Origin of the sequence: Mesorhizobium sp. M0563, from assembly GCF_040321065.1 — a bacterium.
Taxonomy (GTDB): Bacteria; Pseudomonadota; Alphaproteobacteria; order Rhizobiales; family Rhizobiaceae; genus Mesorhizobium.
Window position 1 is genome coordinate 145,464 of the sequence record NZ_JAMYQV010000009.1, and the last position, 18,259, is coordinate 163,722.

Consider the following 18,259-nt stretch of genomic DNA (forward strand, 5'->3'; position numbering starts at 1 on the left):
GGTCTAATACCCGATAGCCTCGCCGGATGCGGCGCGGCTGTCGATGGCACCGTTGTAGCGGGCGCCGCCGCCCTTCTCGATTTCCGCCAGGCTCTTGCCGCCGACCAGGATGCCGGCCGCCTGGCCCCAATTCGCCTCGGCGAGATCGAGGCGGTAGCCCATGCCGGTAAGCAGCTTTTCGGTATCCGGCGACAGGCCGAAGGGTTCGATATAGACCGTGTCGGGTAACCATTGGTGGTGGATGCGCGGAGCGTCGATCGCTTCCTGGATGTTCATGCCGTGATCGATGACGTTGACGATCGCCTCCAGCGTGATGGTGATGATGCGTGAACCGCCAGGGCTGCCGATGACCATGAACGGCTTGCCGTCTTTGGCGAGGATGGTCGGGCTCATCGACGACAGCGGCGTCTTTTTCGGCGCGATCGCATTCGCCTCGCCCTGGACGAGGCCGTAGAGATTGGGCACGCCGGGTTTCTGGGTGAAGTCGTCCATCTCGTTGTTGAGCAGGATGCCGGTGCCGTCGGCGACGACGCCGGCGCCGAAAGAGCCGTTCAGCGTGTAGGTTACCGCGACGGCGTTGCCGTCATTGTCGATGATCGAATAATGCGTCGTCTCGTTGCTCTCGCCAAAGCCCTTCGGCATCAATTCCTGCGACACGCCGGCCCGGAACGGATCGATCTTTTCGCGGATTTCCCTGGCGTAATTCTTGTCGAGCAGTTTTGCGACCGGATTGTCGACGAAGCCGGGATCGCCGAGCGCCGAATTCCGGTCGACATAGGCGTGGCGCATCGCCTCGACCATGACGTGAACCGTCTCGGCCGAACCAGCGCCGAGATAGGACAGCGGATAGAACTCAAGCACGTTGAGGATCTCGCAGATGATGACGCCGCCGGAGCTCGGCGGCGGCGAGGACGTGATCTCGTAGCCGCGATAATTGCAGGTCGCCGGCTTGAGCTCGCGCACCGCGTAGTTTTCGAAATCCGCCTTGGCCAGAATGCCGCCCTTCTCGCCGCTCGCCTTGACGATGGCGTCGGCGATCGCGCCTTTGTAGAAGGCATCCGCACCGCGTTCGGAAATGGCGGCAAGCGAAGCCGCGAGATCGGGCTGAACGAGGCGCTCGCCGACGGTGTAAGGCTTGCCGTCCGGCTTGAGGAAAACGGCCGCCGCCGCCGGGTCCCTCGCCAACCGCTCCGCGCCGCCCTGGAGCAAGGCCGCATCGCCCTGCTCCAGTACGAAGCCTTCCCTGGCAAAGCGGATGGCCGGCGCCAGCAAGTCCTGCCGCGTCAGCGTGCCGTATTTCTCCCGCGCCATCTCGAAGCCGGCGACCGAACCCGGCACGCCGACGGCCAGATAGCCGTCGAGACTGGCGCCCTTTACCGGCTTGCCGTCCTTGTCGAGATACATGGTTTTGGTTGCGGCGAGCGGCGCGCGCTCGCGGAAATCGAGGAAGGTCGAGCGGCCGTCCTTGAAGCGGATGGTCATGAAGCCGCCACCGCCGATATTGCCGGCGGTCGGATAGACCACGGCCAGCGCATAGCCGACGGCGACCGCGGCATCGACGGCATTGCCGCCCTTCTTCAGCACCTCGACGCCGACTTCAGACGCAAGATGCTGGGCGGTCACCACCATGCCGTGCTCGCCCTTCGCCGGCTGCGGCGAAGCGGCGAAGGCGAGGAACGGCACGAAGGTCAGGGTGAGGGAAAGGCTGACGGCGATTAGGGTTCGGCGGTGCATGGCCGTTCTCCGTGGCTTGAGGTGAGCCTAGGAAACGCGCTTGGAGCGGTTGAGTCTACTGACAATAATGGGATCGGCGAGGCTTGCACCTTCTATCAACACCTGAGGTTCCTCGCCGCGAAGCGGCCGGAGAGGGGGCCTTCGTAGAGCGCGGCTCCCCCTCTCCGTCTCGGCTTCGCCGAGCCACCTCTCCCCCACTTTCGTGGGGGCGAGGAATCCAAGCTGAAATGAAGGCGCGATTCAACGCTGGCGAGCAACTTTGTTCTTGCTTTGTGCCGGCAGCTATGCTACTAATCTGGGTGTGGTGCTAATTGGCTCCAACGACCCGCCTCTGGCGGGTTTTTCATTTTCACCCCGACATCAAACAATCCCGCCGCCGACGCTCGCCACCGCCGGCCGTTCGGCTGCGACCTTCGCCCGGTAGCCGGCGGCGCGGTAGGCTGCGACCGGATCGATGGCGCCGCCGGTCTTTAGTCGTGCCATGGCGAGGATCGGCTCGACATCGGTGCGATAGGCTATCTTCAGCGTCTGCGTTGCCATCAGCGCATCATTGGCGTCCTGGAAGCCTTCGAGCGCCTTGCGATCGACCAGCAGCGCCTGGGCATAGGCGCGCTGCACTTCAACCGCCGACAGCATCAGGCTTTCGATCGGATCGGTGACGTTGTGGCTCTGGTCGAGCATGTGGGCCGGATCGAACCCTTCGGCACCGGAAAGCTCGGCATCGACCAGTTCGTTGAAGACCAGGAACAGCCGGTAGGGATCGATCGAGCCGGCGTCGAGGTCGTCGTCGCCATATTTCGAATCGTTGAAATGGAAGCCGCCGAGCTTCTTGAACTGGATCAGCCGCGACACGATCATCTCGATGTTGACGTTGGGGGCGTGATGGCCGAGGTCGACCAGGCAGAACGCCTTGTCGCCAAGCTCTTTGGCGATGATGTAGTTGGTGCCCCAATCCTGCACGACGGTCGAATAAAAGGCCGGCTCGTACATCTTGTGCTCGGTGAACAGCTTCCAGTCGTCCGGCAGTCCGGCATAAATCTCCTTCATCGCGTCGAGATAACGCTCGAACGCCTTGGCGAAATTAACCTGGCCGGGAAAATTCGAGCCGTCGCCGATCCACACCGTCAGCGCTTTCGAGCCCAGCGTCCTGCCGATCTCGATGCATTCGAGATTATGCTCGACCGCCTGCCGGCGTGTTGCGGCATCGGCATGCGACAACGAGCCGAACTTATACGAAAGTTTTTGGTCCCTGGCGTCGGAGAAGGTATTGGAGTTGATGGCGTCGAAGCCGAGGCCGAAGCGGGATGCCGCCTGCTTCAGCCGGTTCGGATCGGCCTTGTCCCACGGAATATGCAGCGAGACGGTCGGCGTCGCCTGCGTCAGTTGGCGGATGACGGCGCAGTCCTCGATCTTGTCGAAAATGTCGCGCGGCTCGCCAGCGCCGGGAAAGCGGGCAAAGCGGGTGCCGCCGGTGCCGACGCCCCAGGACGGGATGGCGACGGCGAATTTCTCGACCTTGTCGCGTATGGCATCGATGGCGATGCCGCGGCGGTCGAGGCGCTCGCCGAGGGACTCGTAGTCGCGCTTGAGGTCGGCATTGCGCGCGGCATTGTGCCTGTCGACGAGGTCGGCGGAGATGATGGTTTCGGACATGGTGGTTTCCTCCCAAATGCGTTCGGTTGACGCTGCCCCTCATCCGCCTGCCGGCACCTTCTCCCCGTATAGAGACGGAGAGAAGGGAAGCGCTCCGGCATTGGCGACCCCCTCTCCCCGTCCTTACGGGGAGAGGGTAAGGGTGAGGGGCAGCGCCGCCTTCAAACTATTATCGCGTAAAACTCTGCGCGTTGCCGGCATCGACGTTGATGATGTTGCCGGTCGATTTTGCCGACATGTCGGAGGCGAAAAAATAGATCGCTTCGGCGATGTCCTCGGGGAATACCGACCGCTTCAGCATTGAGCGCGAGCGGTAATGCTCTTCGAGATCGTCGGTCGACATCTTGTAAGCGGCGGCGCGCTGTTCCTTCCATTCGCCGGTCCAGATCTTCGAGCCGCGCAGCACGGCGTCGGGATTGACGACATTGACCCGGATCTGCGCTTCCGCGCCCTCCAGTGCCAGGCAGCGCGCCAGATGGATCTCGGCGGCCTTGGCCGTGCAATAGGCGGCGGCATTGGGCGATGCGGCAAGGCCGTTCTTGGAGGCGACGAAGACGACGTTGCCGCCGATCTTTTGCGTCCGAAACAGCCGGAACGCCTCCCGCGAAACCAGGAAATATCCCGTCGACAAGATGTCCATGTTCTTGTTCCACAGCGCCAGCGTGGTGTCCTCGATCGGCGCCGAGGAGGCCAGGCCAGCGTTGGACACCAGGATGTCGATGCCGCCGAACTCGACCGCTGTCTCGGCAAAGCCGGAGATCACCTGATCCTCGGACGTGACGTTGATGACGACGGGCCGCACGAAATCCTTGCCGTAGGCCTTGGCAAGCTCGTCATTGGCGCTGGCAAGGGCTGCCTCGTCGATATCGGCCAGCACGACGCAGGCGCCTTCGCGCAGCAGCCGGTTGGCGGTGGCGCGGCCAATGCCGCCGGCGCCGCCGGTGACCAGCGCGATTTGGCCGGCAAGAGCTTTCGGTTTCGGCAGGCGCTGCAGCTTTGCCTGTTCGAGCAGCCAGTATTCGATATCGAAGGCTTCCTGGTCGGGCAGCCCGACATAGGTCGACACCGTCGAGGCGCCGCGCATGACGTTGATGGCGTTGACGTAGAATTCGCCCGATATACGCGCCGTCGCCTTGTCGCCGGCGAAGGTGAACATGCCGACACCGGGCATCAGATAGACCACGGCGTTCGGATCGCGCACCGGTGGCGAATCCGCGTGCTTGCAGCGGTTATAATAGGCCTGATAGCCGACGCGATACTCCGCCACATCGTCGACAAGACGGGCAATGACGGCATCGACATCGGGATTCCTGGGCTCGAACTCGATGACCAGCGGCCGGATCTTGGTGCGCAGGAAGTGGTCCGGGCAGGATGTGCCGAGTGCCGCCAACGGCCGCAAATCCCTGGAATTGACGAATTCGAGCACCGCAGGAGAATCGTCGAAATGGCCGAGCTTATGGCTTTTCTCCGAGATCAGGCCGCGGATCCTCGGCATCAGTTTTGCAGCCACAGCGCGACGCGCCGGTGCATCGAGCGATTTGACGATTTCGCCGCCGAAGATCGGCTTGCCCTGGCTCTTGCGCTCGAACCAGTCGATCGCCTGGTTGATCACCGAAATCGTCGTCTCGTAGCATTCCTTCGGCGTGTCGCCCCAGCTGAACAGGCCATGGCTTGCCAGCACGACACCCTTGGCCTCGGGGTTCTCGAGGCAGAATTTCTCCAGCCACAGGCCGAGTTCGAAGCCCGGGCGCTTCCATGGCAGCCAGCCGATCGTGTCGCCGAATATCTCCTTGGTCAGCGCCTGCGAATCCTTGGCGGCGGCAATAGCGATGATGGCGTCGGGGTGCATGTGGTCGACATAAGGCTTCGGCACGAAGGCATGCAGCGGTGTGTCGATCGAGGCCGCGCGCGGGTTGAGGTTGAAAGTGCAGTGGGGCAAATAGCCGACCATCTCGTCTTCATGTTCGAGGCCACGATAGAGACCTTTCAGCGCGCGCAATTTGTCCATGTAGAGCGTGGCGAAGCCGTCGAGTTTGATCGAGGCGCTGTCGCCGCCCGAGCCCTTGACCCACAGCACTTCCACGCTCTGCCCAGTGAGCGGATCGTTTTGCCAGATCTTGGAGGAGGTGTTGCCGCCGCCATAATTGGTGACGCGCTTGTCGGAGCCAAGAACATTCGAGCGATAGACCAGACGTTCGGGCTCGCTCATCGCTTGCGCTTTTGCGTCATCCCAAAGATTGGCGAGGCGCGTGCCGGAGCGCTTGTCGAGCATAGGTAATCCTCCCTTTGGGACACGCAAACGGCGCGGGTCCCTTTTGTGCGAATTTCTACGCAAGCGGCTGTCTTGTCAATCACAAACGATCAATATCAATCATATTGCACTGCACAATGAAATTATCTGATCGGAAATGATTGACACTGCGCGCTTTGGGTGCCTAGATGCTCAAGCAGGGAGGAACCATGCACGAGAAAGAGCGCCACAGGATCATTCTGTCCGCCGTCCAGGAAAAGCCTGTGGTGACGGTGCAGGAGATGGTCGACCTGACGGAGTCGTCGGAGGCGACGATCCGGCGCGACATCGCGGCATTGCATGTGCAAAAGCGGCTGCGCCGAGTGCGCGGCGGCGCCGAGGCGCTCTCGCCTCCGCAGTTCATCGGCCTTGCCGGCCGGCCGTTTTCCGTCAACGAGACGATCAACGCTTCGCAGAAGCGGGCGATCGCACGAGAGGCCGTGGAACTCTGCAAGGACGGCGAGCCGATCATCATCAATGGCGGCACCACCACGTTCCAGATGGTGCATTTCCTGAGCGGCCGCCGCATGCCGATCTTCACCAATTCCTTTCCGATCGCCGAGCACCTGCTCAGGCATTCCAAGAACACGGTGATGCTGTCGGGCGGCACCATCTACCGCGAGCAGAACATCATCCTGTCGCCCTTCGACAATGACGTGACGCGCAATTTCTACGCGCGCCGCATGTTCATGGGCGCGCAGGGACTGGGGCCGCTGGGTCTTATGGAAGGCGACCCGCTGCTGATCCAGGCCGAGCAGAAGCTTATCGACCAGGCGGACGAATTGGTGGTGCTGGTCGACTCCTCGAAATTTCGCAAGCGCTCGAGCCTGATCCTGTGCGGCCTGTCGCGCATCGCCACGGTGATCACCGACGACGGCATCGAGGATCGCGAAGCCAAGATGCTGGAGACCGCCGGCGTGACGCTGATCGTCGCCCGCACAACGGCAAGCAATAAGGAAGAATCTTCGCTGCAGGCCTGAGAAAACTCACGCCCGCAGCGGCGATGGAATGCAACGCTCAAGGGAGGATATTCGATGAGCTTTCTGAAGAAACTGATGGTTACGGCGGCGTTTTCCGCCGCCATGTTCGTGAATGCCGCCTATGCCGAAAACGTCAAGATCGCGCTGGTGGTGAAGTCGCTCGGCAACGGCTTCTTGGACGCCGCCAACAAGGGCGCCGAAGAGGCGGCCAAGGAACTCGGCGACGTCGAGATCATCTACACCGGCCCGACCAAGGCGACCGCCGAAGCGCAGATCGAAGTGGTCAATTCGCTGATCGCCCAGAAGGTCAACGCCATCGCCATTTCGGCCAATGACGCCGACGCGCTGGTTCCGGCGCTGAAGAAGGCGATGGAACGCGGCATCACCGTCATCTCGTGGGATTCAGGCGTCGCGCCGGAAGGCCGCCAGCTTCACCTCAACCCTTCCGACACCAACCTGATCGGCGAGACCATCATCAAGCTTGCCGCCGACTACCTGCCGGAAGGCGGCGATGTCGCCATCCTGTCGGCTTCGTCCACCGCGACCAACCAGAACGCCTGGATCGACGCGGCCAAGAAGGTGCTGCCGGAGAAGTTCCCCAAGATCAAGCTCGTCGCCACCGTCTATGGCGACGACGACTCGGCCAAGAGCACGGACGAGGCCAAGGGCTTGCTGAAGTCCTACCCGAACCTCAAGGCGATCATCGCACCGACCACGGTCGGCGTCGTTGCCGCCGCGCAGGTGGTGACCGATGAAGGCCTGATCGGCAAGGTCAACGTCACCGGCCTGGCGCTGCCATCGGAGTTCAAGAAGTTCATCGACAATGGCGCCAGCCAAGCGGTTGCGCTGTGGAACCCGATCGACCTCGGCTATTCGGCCGTCTACCTCGCCCACGACCTGGCGGTGAAGAAGGAAGAGGCGAAGCCCGGTGCTACGCTGTCGATCGGCCGCGTCGGCAAGGTCACGCTCGACGACACCAACTCGGCTGCGATGGCTCCGCCCTTCCAGTTCGACAAGTCGAACATCGAAAAGTTCTCCAAGATCTATTGATCCTGGAGCCTTCGAACTGGTGCGGCGGGACCTTGGCCCCGCCGCGGCCTCAACCGGACCTAGTTTCAGGGCTTGATACGATTATGGACACGACAGCCCAACACGAAGTGGCGAAGGAAGCGCCTTTGTCTCCCGGGCCGCGGCTGACGCTGTCCGGCATCTCGAAAAGCTTTCCCGGCGTGCGCGCGCTGCACGATGTCAGCCTGTCGCTCTATCCCGGCCAGGTGACCGCGCTGATCGGCGAGAACGGCGCCGGCAAGTCGACGCTGGTCAAGATCATGACCGGCATCTATCAGCCCGATTCAGGCACAATCAACATCGACGGCCAGCCCGTCGCTTTGCCCAGCGCCCATGCCGCCTTCGGGCATGGCATCACCGCCATCCATCAGGAAACCGTGCTGTTCGACGATCTGACGGTGGCCGAAAACATCTTCCTCGGCCATGCGCCGCGCACCCGCTTCAAGACCATCGACTGGCGCACCATGCGCAAGAATGCCCGCGAGGTGCTGGACACGATGGGCGCCGGCCATATCGACGCCGATGCCAGGCTGAAGGATCTCGGCATCGCCAACAAGCATCTCGTCGCCGTTGCCCGCGCCATGTCGATCGACGCGCGGATCGTCATCATGGACGAGCCGACGGCAGCACTTTCGATGAAGGAGATCGAAGAGCTTTTCCTGCTGATCGAATTCCTCAAGAGCGACGGCAAGGCGATCCTGTTCATCAGCCACAAATTCGATGAGATCTACCGCATCGCCGACCGCTATACCGTGTTCCGTGACGGCGAGATGGTTGGCGAAGGCCTGATCAAGGATGCCGGCCAGAGCCAGATCGTGCGCATGATGGTCGGCCGCGCGGTCGACCATATCTTTCCGCAGCGCAAGGCCGAGATCGGCGCTCCGGTGCTGGCCGTCTCCGGCCTGTCGCATCCGACCGAGTTCGATGATATCGGCTTCGAGCTGCACAGGGGCGAGATCCTCGGCTTCTACGGTCTTGTCGGCGCCGGGCGCAGCGAGGTGATGCAGGCGATATCAGGCATCACCCGCACCAGCGGCGGCACGATCACGCTGGAAGGCAAAGCGATCGCGCCGAAATCGGCGGCGGATTCGATCGATGCCGGCATCGTCTATGTGCCGGAGGAACGCGGCAAGCAAGGCGTGGTGATCGGCCTGCCTATCTTCCAGAATGTCTCGCTGCCTTCGCTCAAGCGAACCTCCAAATCCGGCGTATTGCGGCTGGCGGAAGAGTTTGCGCTAGCCCGCTCCTACACAGAGCGGCTCGACCTGCGCGCCTCCTCGCTCAGCCAGGACGTCGGCACGCTGTCGGGCGGCAACCAGCAGAAGATCGTCATCGCCAAATGGCTGGCGACCGCGCCCAAGGTGATCATACTGGACGAGCCGACCAAGGGCATCGACATCGGCTCGAAGGCCGCCGTGCACGGCTTCATGGCCGAGCTCGTCGCGCAAGGCCTGTCGGTTATCATGGTGTCGTCCGAACTGCCGGAAATTCTCGGCATGTCCGACCGTGTCGTCGTTATGCGCGAGGGCCGCATTGCCGCGGTCTACGACAATAAGGGGCTCGACGCCGAAACGCTGGTCAGGACGGCAGCGGGGATCGCGGCATGAAGGCTCTTCTCAAATACCGCGAAGTCTGGCTGCTGGCGGCAATCGCCGTGCTGATCGGGCTGATCTCGATGCGTTTTCCGGGCTTTGCCGCTCCCGGCAATGTGCGCCAGGTGTTCAACGACACGTCGATCCTGATGATCCTGGCGCTCGGCCAGATGGTGGTTATCCTGACCCGCTCGATCGACCTGTCGATGGCAGCCAATCTCTGCTTCACCGGCATGGTGGTGGCGATGCTGAACGCCGCGCATCCGGCAATCCCGATCCCGCTGCTGATCGTCATCGCACTTCTGGTCGGCCTGGTGCTCGGCGCCATCAATGGCCTGTTGGTGTGGCGGCTGAACATTCCCTCGATCGTGGTAACGCTCGGCACTCTCACCATCTACCGCGGCGCCACCTTCGTTATTTCAGGCGGCGCCTGGGTCAACGCCGACCAGATGAGCCCCGATTTCATCGGCCTGCAGCGCGCGACGTTCCTCGGCATACCGGTGCTGTCATGGATTGCCCTGCTGGTCATCGCCTTGTTCTTCCTTGTGATGACGCGCACGGCGCTCGGCCGCTCGATCTACGCCATCGGTGTCAACCCGACCGCATCGGTCTATGCCGGCATCGACGTCGGCCGGACGAAATTCATCGTCTTCTGCATTTCGGGGATGATCGGCGGCCTCTGCGGCTATCTCTGGATCTCGCGCTACGTCATCGCCTCGGTCGAGGTCGCCAACGGCCATGAGCTCAACATCATCGCCGCCTGCGTCATCGGCGGCATCTCCATCGCCGGCGGCATCGGCTCGGTCGGCGGCGCGGTGCTCGGCGCGCTGTTCCTCGGTATCATCTCCAACGCGCTGCCGGTGATCAATATCTCGCCCTTCTGGCAAATGGCGATTTCGGGCAGCGCCATCATCCTGGCCGTGGTGCTCAACGCGCGCGGCGAACGCCGGCAAGGCCGCATCATCCTCAAAAAGGCGGAAGTGGCATGACCGATACCCCTGCCCCGCGCCATGTTCCGAACCGACTCGACAAGCCGTTCACTGCGGCGATCTTCTCATGGGAGGCGCTGCTGGTCGTCGTGGCGGTCGCCATCTTTGCCGTCAACAGTTTTGCCTCGCCCTATTTCCTCGACGCGTGGTCGCTGTCGGACCTGACTTTCAACTTCACCGAAAAGGCGCTGATCGCGCTGGCCATGGCACTGCTGATCATCTCCGGCGAAATCGACCTGTCGGTCGCCGCTATCATCGCACTCGCCTCGACGATGATGGGCATGGCGGTGCAGGCCGGCGCCGGCACGCCTGTCCTGGTGGCAATCGGCATCGTCGTCGGGCTCGGCTGCGGCGCCTTCAACGGGCTGCTCGTCACCAGGCTGGGGCTGCCGTCGATCGTCGTCACCATCGGCACGATGAGCCTGTTTCGCGGCGTTGCCTTCATCATCCTCGGCGACCAGGCCTACAAGGGCTATCCCGCGAGCTTCGCCTTCTTCGGCCAAGGTTATGTCTGGTGGGTGGTGTCGTTCGAACTGACGCTTTTCCTGGTCGCGGCCGTCGTCTACTGGTTCCTTCTGCATCGGACGAGCTTCGGCCGCCGGGTCTTTGCCATCGGCAACAACCCGGTTGCGGCGCAGTTTTCCGGCGTGCGTGTCGGCCGCATCAAGTTCATCCTGTTTTGCCTGACCGGCCTGATGGCGGGCATCGCCTCGGTGCTGATTACGTCACGGCTCGGCTCGACCCGGCCGTCGATCGCGCAGGGCTACGAACTCGAAGTCATCACCATGGTGGTGCTCGGCGGCGTCAGCATTCTCGGCGGCGCCGGCAGCATTCTGGGCGTCGTGCTGGCGGCCTTCATCATGGGGCTGGTGACCTTCGGTCTTGGCCTGCTCAACGTGCCGGGGATCGTCATGTCGATCTTCATCGGCCTGCTGCTGATCATCGTCATCGCGCTGCCGATCCTGTGGCAGCGCGTGCGGCGGGAGCGCTTTGCCTGATGCCCGAAAAATATGCGTTCAAGATGAAGCTCAATCCCGGCATGAAGGCCGAATACAAGAGGCGCCACGACGACATCTGGCCGTCACTCGTCGCGTTGCTAAAACAGGCTGGTATCTCCGATTACTCGATCCATCTCGACGAGGAGACCAACACCTTGTTCGGCGTGCTGTGGCGCCGTGACGACCATGGCATGGACGAATTGCCTAAGCATCCGGCGATGCAGCGCTGGTGGGCCGAGATGGCAGACATCATGGAAACCAAGCCGAACAACGAGCCGGTGGCGGTGCCGCTGGAAACAATGTTCCATATGGAATGACCCGCCACGTCGCCGTCATCGATATCGGCAAGACCAACGCCAAGGTGGCGCTGGTCGATCTCGCCGCAGCAAGCGAAGTGGCGCTGCGCAGGATGGTCAACGAGCCGGTTCGGCAACGCCCGTATCCGCACCACGACGTCGAGCGGTTATGGGCGTTCATCCTCGGCAGCCTGGCAGAGATCGATCGCGAGCAGCGCATCGACGCGATATCGATCACCACCCATGGCGCAACGGCGGTGCTGGCCGACGCATCAGGCGAACTGGCGCTGCCGGTGCTCGATTACGAGTTCGACGGTCCGGATGCCTTCGCCAAGGACTACGACGCGATCCGCCCGCCTTTCACCGAGACCGGCACGCCGCGCCTGCCGGCCGGCCTCAATCTCGGCGCGCAGTTGTTCTGGCAGCAGAAGCGCTTTCCAGCGGATTTCGCCAGGGCCGCCGCGATGCTGATGTATCCGCAATACTGGGCCTTGCGCCTGACCGGCGTCGCCGCCAGCGAGGTGACTTCGCTCGGCTGCCACACCGATCTGTGGAACCCGTGGAAAGCGGATTTTTCCCCACTGGTCGACCGGCTGGAATGGCGCCGGCTAATGGCGCCGGTGCGGCAGGCCAAGGACCGCTTGGGCCCGATCCTGCCCGCTCTGGCGCGGCAAACCGGCCTTGATCCGCAAACGCCGGTGTATTGCGGCCTGCACGATTCCAACGCCTCGCTGCTGCCGCATCTCCTGTCCGACAAGCCGCCTTTCTCCGTCGTCTCGACCGGCACCTGGGTGGTGTCGATGGCGGTTGGCGGCAGCAAGGTCACGCTCGATCCGGCGCGCGACACGCTGGTCAATGTCAACGCGTTCGGCGATGCCGTGCCCTCGGCGCGCTTCATGGGTGGCCGCGAGTTCTCCGTGCTGACGGAAGGCCAATCGGAAGACTGGACCGAAGACGATGTCGCCGCGGTGCTCGCGCGCAAGACGTCCCTGTTGCCTTCGACCCAACAGGATTCGGGGCCGTTTCCGCACTATGCCGCGGCGTGGCTCAGCGCCGAAGGTATGACGGCCGGCCAGCGCTTTGTCGCCATCTCGTTCTACCTGGCGCTGATGACCGCGACCTGCCTCGATCTGATCGGCGGCGGGGGGTCAACCATCGTCGAAGGACCCTTCGCCCGCAACCGGCTGTTCACCCGCATGCTGGCTGCGGCGACGGCGCGCGCCGTCATTGCCTCCGCGGCTGCGACAGGCACCAGCATCGGCGCCGCCTTGCTGGCGTCGGACCAGGGGACACCGCAAGGCAGAGGCGAAAGGACCGAACCGTCGGCCGATCCACTCTGGACAAGTTACGTGCGCTCCTGGCGTTCGGCAGTCGACGAACGAGCCTGACCGCCGAGCTCATGGCGCCCTGCGGTCAGGCCGTTGCTAGCCCGCGTAGAGCAATCCTTGTGGATCGATCTCCGGCTTGCGGCCGGCGACCACGTCGGCAAGGAATTTTCCCGAACCGCAGGCCATGGTCCAGCCGAGATGGCCGTGGCCGGTATCGAGATATAGATTGTCATACCGCGCCCGGCCGATGACCGGCACGGAGTTCGGCATCATCGGGCGAAGTCCAGCCCAGAGCTCGGCCTTGCTCTCGTCGAAGGCGCCGGGGAACAGGTCCTTGCCGGTGTTCAGGATCGAGTTGAAATCGCGCGGCTTGAACGTGCGGTCGAAACCGGTGAACTCCGCCGTCGAGGACATCCGCAGCCGATTTCCCAGCCTGGAATAGCCGATCAGCCGGTCCTCGTCGGCGCCGCCCATGATCGGCCCGTTGCTTTCATCTTCCAGCGGAACGGTCACGGTATAGCCCTTCACGGGATAGACGGGCAGGTCGATGCCGTAGCGGCGGCCGAGCAGACCGCTCTCCGGCCCCATGGAAATGACCACGGCGTCGCCGGCCACCGGGCCGGCCGAGGTCATCACCGCGCGCACCCGGTCGCCGTCGATGTCGAGGCCTTCGACCGTCGTGCCGTAGAGGAATTGGACACCGAGTTTTTCGGCGGCATAGGCAGCGAGGCGCTGCGTGAATTGACTGGAATCGCCGGTCTGGTCGATCGGCGAATAGACGCCGCCGGCAATTTTGTCCTTGGCTCCGGCAAGGCCGGGCTCGAGCTCGACCAGCCGGTCGCGGCCGACGATCTCGATCGGCAGGCCATGTTCGGCGAGATAGCGGTAATTGTCGGTGCCGGTATCAAAGCTCTGCTGCGAGCGGAAGAAATACAGAATGCCTTTCTTGCGCTCGTCATAGTGGATGCCGGTGTCGGCGGAGATGGCGTTGATGCAGTTGCGCGAATAGAGCGCCAGGCGCAGCTTGATCTCGGTGTTGGCGCGCATGCGCTTATGCGTGCACTGGCGCAGGAAGCGCAGGCTCCAGGCGACAAAATACGGATCGAAGCGCAGCCGCACCTTGATGCCGAGATCGTGGTTGTAGAGGGCTCGCAGGAACGTTTTAAGCGCGGCGGGCGAAGCCCAGGCGGTGGCATCGCCGGGAGATACCAGGCCGGCATTCGACTGGCTGGTGCCGCGCGCCGCCGCCGGATGGCGCTCGATCACCGTGACTTCATGGCCGTCGCTGGCCAGACAATAGGCCGCCGCCGTGCCAACGACGCCGGCTCCAAGCACCGATATTTTCATGCCGCCCCCAAGTCGAACGCAGCCGAACGCCTGCACGCTCAGCCGTGAGGCCCTTCAATAGCGCCTCTGCCTCCTGCCGACGAGCCCTTACGGAGAGCCCGCGCTTAGCCCAGAGCCGAATTCTTGCTGGTCAGGATGCGCTCCCAGGCAAGCGCATCGGAGACGATCTGGTCGAGGTTGTCACGCTGCGGGGTCCAGCCGAGTTCGCCGCGGGCCAGCTCCGAATTGGCGACAACCGCGGCGGCGTCACCGGGGCGGCGCTCGCCCATCCGCACCTCGAAATCATGGCCGAAGACGCGGCGTACGCTGTCGATGACCTCGAGCACCGAATAGCCGTGGCTGTAGCCGCAATTGGCGACCAGGCTCGATCCGCCGGCACGCAGCCGCTGCAGGGCCAGCCGATGCGCCGCCGCCAGGTCGCTGACATGGATATAGTCGCGCATGCAGGTGCCGTCCGGCGTCGGATAGTCGGTGCCGAACACCTGCATGAAGGGGCGCTTGCCGAGCGCCGTCTCGCAGGCGACCTTGATCAGATGCGTGGCGCCGGGCGTCGACTGGCCGGTGCGGCCCTTCGGGTCGGCGCCGGCGACGTTGAAATAGCGCAGCGCCGTATAGCGCAGCCCATAGGCAATAGCCGCGTCGCGGAGCATCCATTCGCTCATCAGCTTGGACAGGCCGTAGGGCGATTCCGGCGCAAGCCTGGCGTCCTCGCGCACCGGCTCCAGGCCGGCGCCGCCATAGACGGCGGCGGTCGAGGAAAAGATGAAATTGGGCACGCCTTCGCGCACCGCGGTCTCGATCAGGGTGCGTGTCTTGCAGGTGTTATTCTCGTAATAGGCAAGCGGGTCGGCCACCGATTCGGGCACGACAATCGAGCCGGCGAAATGGATGATCGCGTCGACCTTGTTGTCGCGGATGATCGAGGCGACCAATTCCTTGTCGGCGACATCGCCGACGACGAGCTTTGCTTCCGGAGCCACCGCCCATTCAAAGCCGGTCGAAAGCCGGTCGAGGACGACGACGCTGTCGCCCGTGTCCAGCAACTCCCAGACCATATGGCTGCCGATATAGCCGGCACCGCCTGTCACCAAAACCGTCATCCGCATCCTCGCTATTCATGATTTATCGGAACTGTCTCAATCGTCGCCGTACTGGAAAACCTGCCGCCAGGCCATTACAATCTGCGGTAACCAGTCTCATCGGCGGGTGGCATTGTCCTGAAACAAGATTGATCCACATCAAGGGAATAGGCCACGTTCCGTGGTCGTTAGGAACAGGCCTGGGGCGTGGCATTTTGACCAAAACGGTGCGGTGGACGGCGAATAGGCCAATGACTATGATCCCGCGCAAAATTGGGAAGGCGACATGAATTACCAGCGGTTTTTCGAGGAAGCGATCGACCAGCTCCATGCAGAGCGTCGCTATCGCGTCTTCGCCGACCTTGAGCGTATCGTGGGAAAATTCCCGCGCGCCATCTGGCGTGCCAATGGCCGCGCCGAGGAAATCACCGTCTGGTGCTCCAACGATTATCTCGGCATGGGCCAGCATCCCGACGTCATCGCCGCGTTCCAGAAGGCGGCAGGCAAAATGGGATCGGGGGCTGGCGGCACCCGCAACATTTCGGGCACCAGCAACCCGCTGGTCGAGCTCGAACTGGAGCTTGCCGACCTGCACGACAAGGAAGCGGCACTGGTTTTCACCTCCGGCTTCGTTTCAAACGAAGCGTCGATCTCGACCATTGCAAAGCTGCTTCCCAATTGCCTGATCATCTCGGACGAGCTTAACCACGCTTCGATGATCGAGGGTGTGCGGCGCTCGGGCGCCGAGAAGAAGATCTTCCGCCATAACGACGTCGCGCATCTCGAAAGCCTGCTGCAGGCGGCCGGCCGCGAGCGTGCCAAGCTGATCGTCTTCGAGAGCGTCTATTCGATGGATGGCGACATCGCGCCGATCAAGCAGATCGTCGACCTCGCCGAGCGTTACAATGCGATGACTTATATAGACGAGGTCCATGCCGTCGGCATGTACGGGCCGCGCGGCGGCGGCATCACCGAGCGCGAAGGGCTGGCCGACCGCATCGACATCATCGAGGGCACACTGGCCAAGGCGTTCGGCACGCTTGGCGGCTACATCACCGGCACCAGCGCCGTGATCGACGCCGTGCGCTCCTATGCGCCGGGCTTCATCTTCACCACGGCGCTGCCGCCGGCGATCGCTGCCGCGGCAACCACCTCGATCCGCCATCTCAAGCGCTCGCAGGCCGAGCGCGACGCGCAGCTGCGTCAGGCGACGCGGACCAAGGAAGTGCTTGCCGCGGCCGGCCTGCCGGTAATGGAGTCACCTACCCACATCGTGCCGCTGCTGGTCGGCGATCCCGAGCTCTGCAAGATGGCCAGCGACCGCCTGCTCGGCGTGCACGGCATCTATATCCAGCCGATCAATTACCCGACAGTGCCGCGCGGCACCGAACGGCTGCGCATCACGCCGACACCGTTCCATTCTGACGCGCTGATTGCCTCCTTACAGGACGCGCTAGTCGAGACATGGGATGCGTTGGGGATTCCCTACGGTTCGGCCGGCCGGCCTTCAGTGGCCAAGAGCGACCGCGTCATTCCGTTGCTGGTGCCGAAGTCGGGCGGGTAACCTCCGCCGCTACGGGCACCATTGCGGAAGCCGCCTATCGGTGCCGCCTCATTTTTCAGTGCTGCGATGCCTGGCGCGAAGCTCAACACACCTCACACAGTCTTCATCCATTTCGCCAGCCGGTGCGCGGCTTCTTCGAGCTGGTCGAGGCGGCGGTGGAAGCATAGCCTGAGGAAAGCTTCGCCGCCGGGGCCGAAGGCGGTGCCGGGGGCCAGGCCGACATTGGCGCGGTCGACCATGTCGAAAGCGGCAGCGCGGGAATCGGTGATGCCGTCGACGGCGAAGAACAGATAGAACGCGCCCTGCGGCACGGTGAACCGCGCCCTGCCGGTTTCGGCGAGAATGCCGCAGACGAGGTCGCGCGCCGCCCTCGCCCGCTCCACCTGTTCGACGATGAAGGCATCGCCCTCGTCGAGGGCGACGACGGCGCCGCGCTGCATGAACTGCGCAACGCCGGAAGTCGAATACTGGACCAGGTTCTCGAACACCTGCTGCAAGGCGGGATGGATCTTGATCCAGCCGATGCGCCAGCCGGTCATCGCCCAGTTCTTGGAAAAGGAATTGACGAACAGGATGCGGTCCTCATCGGCCATGATGTCGATGAACGACGCCGCGCGGCCATGGCCGTAGTGGAACAGCGAATAGATCTCGTCGGCAATGATCCACAGGCCCCTTTCGCGGGCGAGATCGAGGATTGCCTGCAGCGTCTCCTTGTCGGCGGTCCAGCCGGTCGGGTTGGACGGCGTGTTGACGAACAGCGCCTTGGTCCGTGGCGTGATCGCCGCTGCGATCTTGTCGACATCGCAGGACCAGCCATTGCCGGACTGATCAAGGGTGACTGCAACCGGAACGGCGCCGGCCACGCCGGCGGCGGCGGCGAAATTCGGCCATGCCGGCGACAGGTAGACAAGTTCGTCGCCCTTGCCGGCCACCGCGTCGATGGCCATCTGGATGGCATGCATGCCGGAGCCGGTGACGATGAATTCTTCGTTGGCGAAAGTCTTGCCGAAATGCCTGGTGTAGTAGCGGGCGAGCGCCTGCCTGAGTTCGGGAATGCCCCGCTGCCAGGTGTAGAAGGTCTCGCCGGCGGCCAGCGCCTTGGCGGCGGCATCGGTGATGAAGGCAGGCGTCGGCAGGTCGCCCTCGCCGGCCCAAAGCGGGATCATACCGTCGCGGCCGCGGCCACGATTCATGACGGCGACAATGCCGCTTTCGGGCGCCGCCCGCGCTTCGGCGCGCAGAGTATCGATCAGGGTCATGGATGGGTCCGTTTTCGTTTGCTCGACTGCTAGCGTGTTTCAGGGCGGACGAAAACAGAAAACCCCGGCCGCAAGCGACCGG

14 protein-coding genes are annotated in these 18,259 nt (G+C 63.3%); 8 read left to right on the forward strand and 6 right to left on the reverse strand.

Features of this window, described 5'->3' with window-relative positions; genetic code table 11:
- Positions 1-3: 3 nt before the first annotated feature.
- From ggt to NKI50_RS14410, 3 genes are all read right to left on the reverse strand, one after another.
- Positions 4-1,734: a gamma-glutamyltransferase gene (ggt, locus tag NKI50_RS14400; RefSeq protein ID WP_352716942.1), complete on the reverse strand. Its 1,731-nt coding sequence runs from the start codon at positions 1,732-1,734 to the stop codon at positions 4-6.
- Positions 1,735-2,094: 360 nt separating this feature from the next.
- Positions 2,095-3,387, reverse strand: a complete 1,293-nt coding sequence (rhaI, locus tag NKI50_RS14405; protein ID WP_023719463.1) for an L-rhamnose catabolism isomerase — start codon at positions 3,385-3,387, stop codon at positions 2,095-2,097.
- Between the two features lie 169 nt (positions 3,388-3,556).
- Entirely contained in the window at positions 3,557-5,659 is a 2,103-nt protein-coding gene (locus NKI50_RS14410; RefSeq protein WP_352716944.1) for a bifunctional rhamnulose-1-phosphate aldolase/short-chain dehydrogenase, read from the reverse strand.
- A gap of 188 nt (positions 5,660-5,847) precedes the next feature.
- Between NKI50_RS14410 and NKI50_RS14415 the strand changes: the two genes are divergently transcribed.
- The 7 genes from NKI50_RS14415 to NKI50_RS14445 all read left to right on the forward strand — a co-directional run bounded on the left by NKI50_RS14415 (position 5,848) and on the right by NKI50_RS14445 (position 12,988).
- Positions 5,848-6,657 (forward strand): DeoR/GlpR family DNA-binding transcription regulator, encoded by an 810-nt coding sequence (locus NKI50_RS14415; protein WP_352493797.1) that lies wholly within the window; start codon positions 5,848-5,850, stop codon positions 6,655-6,657.
- A 54-nt stretch (positions 6,658-6,711) separates the two neighbouring features.
- Positions 6,712-7,707, forward strand: coding sequence for a rhamnose ABC transporter substrate-binding protein (rhaS, locus tag NKI50_RS14420; RefSeq protein WP_352716946.1), 996 nt, complete (start codon positions 6,712-6,714; stop codon positions 7,705-7,707).
- A gap of 83 nt (positions 7,708-7,790) precedes the next feature.
- A complete protein-coding gene (locus NKI50_RS14425; protein WP_352716949.1) occupies positions 7,791-9,332 on the forward strand; it encodes a sugar ABC transporter ATP-binding protein in 1,542 nt (513 codons plus the stop codon).
- On the forward strand, positions 9,329-10,306 hold the full coding sequence (locus NKI50_RS14430) for an ABC transporter permease (RefSeq protein ID WP_352716951.1): 978 nt from the start codon (positions 9,329-9,331) through the stop codon (positions 10,304-10,306). Before NKI50_RS14425 ends, NKI50_RS14430 begins: the two co-directional genes overlap by 4 nt.
- Complete coding sequence (locus tag NKI50_RS14435; RefSeq protein ID WP_352482463.1) at positions 10,303-11,304, forward strand: ABC transporter permease; 1,002 nt, start codon at positions 10,303-10,305, stop codon at positions 11,302-11,304. Before NKI50_RS14430 ends, NKI50_RS14435 begins: the two co-directional genes overlap by 4 nt.
- On the forward strand, positions 11,304-11,621 hold the full coding sequence (gene rhaM / locus NKI50_RS14440) for an L-rhamnose mutarotase (RefSeq protein ID WP_352482465.1): 318 nt from the start codon (positions 11,304-11,306) through the stop codon (positions 11,619-11,621). Before NKI50_RS14435 ends, rhaM begins: the two co-directional genes overlap by 1 nt.
- Positions 11,618-12,988, forward strand: a complete 1,371-nt coding sequence (locus tag NKI50_RS14445; protein ID WP_352716953.1) for an FGGY-family carbohydrate kinase — start codon at positions 11,618-11,620, stop codon at positions 12,986-12,988. The genes rhaM and NKI50_RS14445 overlap by 4 nt, the downstream gene beginning before the upstream one ends.
- A gap of 36 nt (positions 12,989-13,024) precedes the next feature.
- Here NKI50_RS14445 and NKI50_RS14450 read toward each other — a convergent pair whose 3' ends face one another.
- Together NKI50_RS14450 and galE are read right to left on the reverse strand one after the other, a co-directional pair.
- Entirely contained in the window at positions 13,025-14,275 is a 1,251-nt protein-coding gene (locus tag NKI50_RS14450) for a D-amino acid dehydrogenase (RefSeq protein ID WP_352482468.1), read from the reverse strand.
- A gap of 104 nt (positions 14,276-14,379) precedes the next feature.
- The gene (galE, locus tag NKI50_RS14455; protein ID WP_023719473.1) at positions 14,380-15,375 is read right to left on the reverse strand and encodes a UDP-glucose 4-epimerase GalE; all 996 of its coding nucleotides are present in this window, start codon (positions 15,373-15,375) and stop codon (positions 14,380-14,382) included.
- Between the two features lie 265 nt (positions 15,376-15,640).
- On the opposite strand from galE, the gene hemA reads away from it, so the two are divergent.
- Positions 15,641-16,918: a 5-aminolevulinate synthase gene (gene hemA / locus NKI50_RS14460; RefSeq protein ID WP_023719474.1), complete on the forward strand. Its 1,278-nt coding sequence runs from the start codon at positions 15,641-15,643 to the stop codon at positions 16,916-16,918.
- A 92-nt stretch (positions 16,919-17,010) separates the two neighbouring features.
- On the opposite strand, the gene NKI50_RS14465 is transcribed toward hemA, so the two are convergent.
- Entirely contained in the window at positions 17,011-18,177 is a 1,167-nt protein-coding gene (locus NKI50_RS14465; protein WP_352547899.1) for a pyridoxal phosphate-dependent aminotransferase, read from the reverse strand.
- Positions 18,178-18,259: the final 82 nt, after the last annotated feature.

Excerpts from the sequence above, each read along its gene's own strand:
- ggt (WP_352716942.1), bottom strand. The coding sequence starts at position 1,734 with ATGCACCGCCGAACCCTAATCGCCGTCAGCCTTTCCCTCACCCTGACC.
- rhaI (WP_023719463.1), bottom strand. The coding sequence starts at position 3,387 with ATGTCCGAAACCATCATCTCCGCCGACCTCGTCGACAGGCACAATGCC.
- NKI50_RS14410 (WP_352716944.1), bottom strand. The coding sequence starts at position 5,659 with ATGCTCGACAAGCGCTCCGGCACGCGCCTCGCCAATCTTTGGGATGAC.
- NKI50_RS14415 (WP_352493797.1), top strand. The coding sequence starts at position 5,848 with ATGCACGAGAAAGAGCGCCACAGGATCATTCTGTCCGCCGTCCAGGAA.
- rhaS (WP_352716946.1), top strand. The coding sequence starts at position 6,712 with ATGAGCTTTCTGAAGAAACTGATGGTTACGGCGGCGTTTTCCGCCGCC.
- NKI50_RS14425 (WP_352716949.1), top strand. The coding sequence starts at position 7,791 with ATGGACACGACAGCCCAACACGAAGTGGCGAAGGAAGCGCCTTTGTCT.
- NKI50_RS14430 (WP_352716951.1), top strand. The coding sequence starts at position 9,329 with ATGAAGGCTCTTCTCAAATACCGCGAAGTCTGGCTGCTGGCGGCAATC.
- NKI50_RS14435 (WP_352482463.1), top strand. The coding sequence starts at position 10,303 with ATGACCGATACCCCTGCCCCGCGCCATGTTCCGAACCGACTCGACAAG.
- rhaM (WP_352482465.1), top strand. The coding sequence starts at position 11,304 with ATGCCCGAAAAATATGCGTTCAAGATGAAGCTCAATCCCGGCATGAAG.
- NKI50_RS14445 (WP_352716953.1), top strand. The coding sequence starts at position 11,618 with ATGACCCGCCACGTCGCCGTCATCGATATCGGCAAGACCAACGCCAAG.
- NKI50_RS14450 (WP_352482468.1), bottom strand. The coding sequence starts at position 14,275 with ATGAAAATATCGGTGCTTGGAGCCGGCGTCGTTGGCACGGCGGCGGCC.
- galE (WP_023719473.1), bottom strand. The coding sequence starts at position 15,375 with ATGACGGTTTTGGTGACAGGCGGTGCCGGCTATATCGGCAGCCATATG.
- hemA (WP_023719474.1), top strand. The coding sequence starts at position 15,641 with ATGAATTACCAGCGGTTTTTCGAGGAAGCGATCGACCAGCTCCATGCA.
- NKI50_RS14465 (WP_352547899.1), bottom strand. The coding sequence starts at position 18,177 with ATGACCCTGATCGATACTCTGCGCGCCGAAGCGCGGGCGGCGCCCGAA.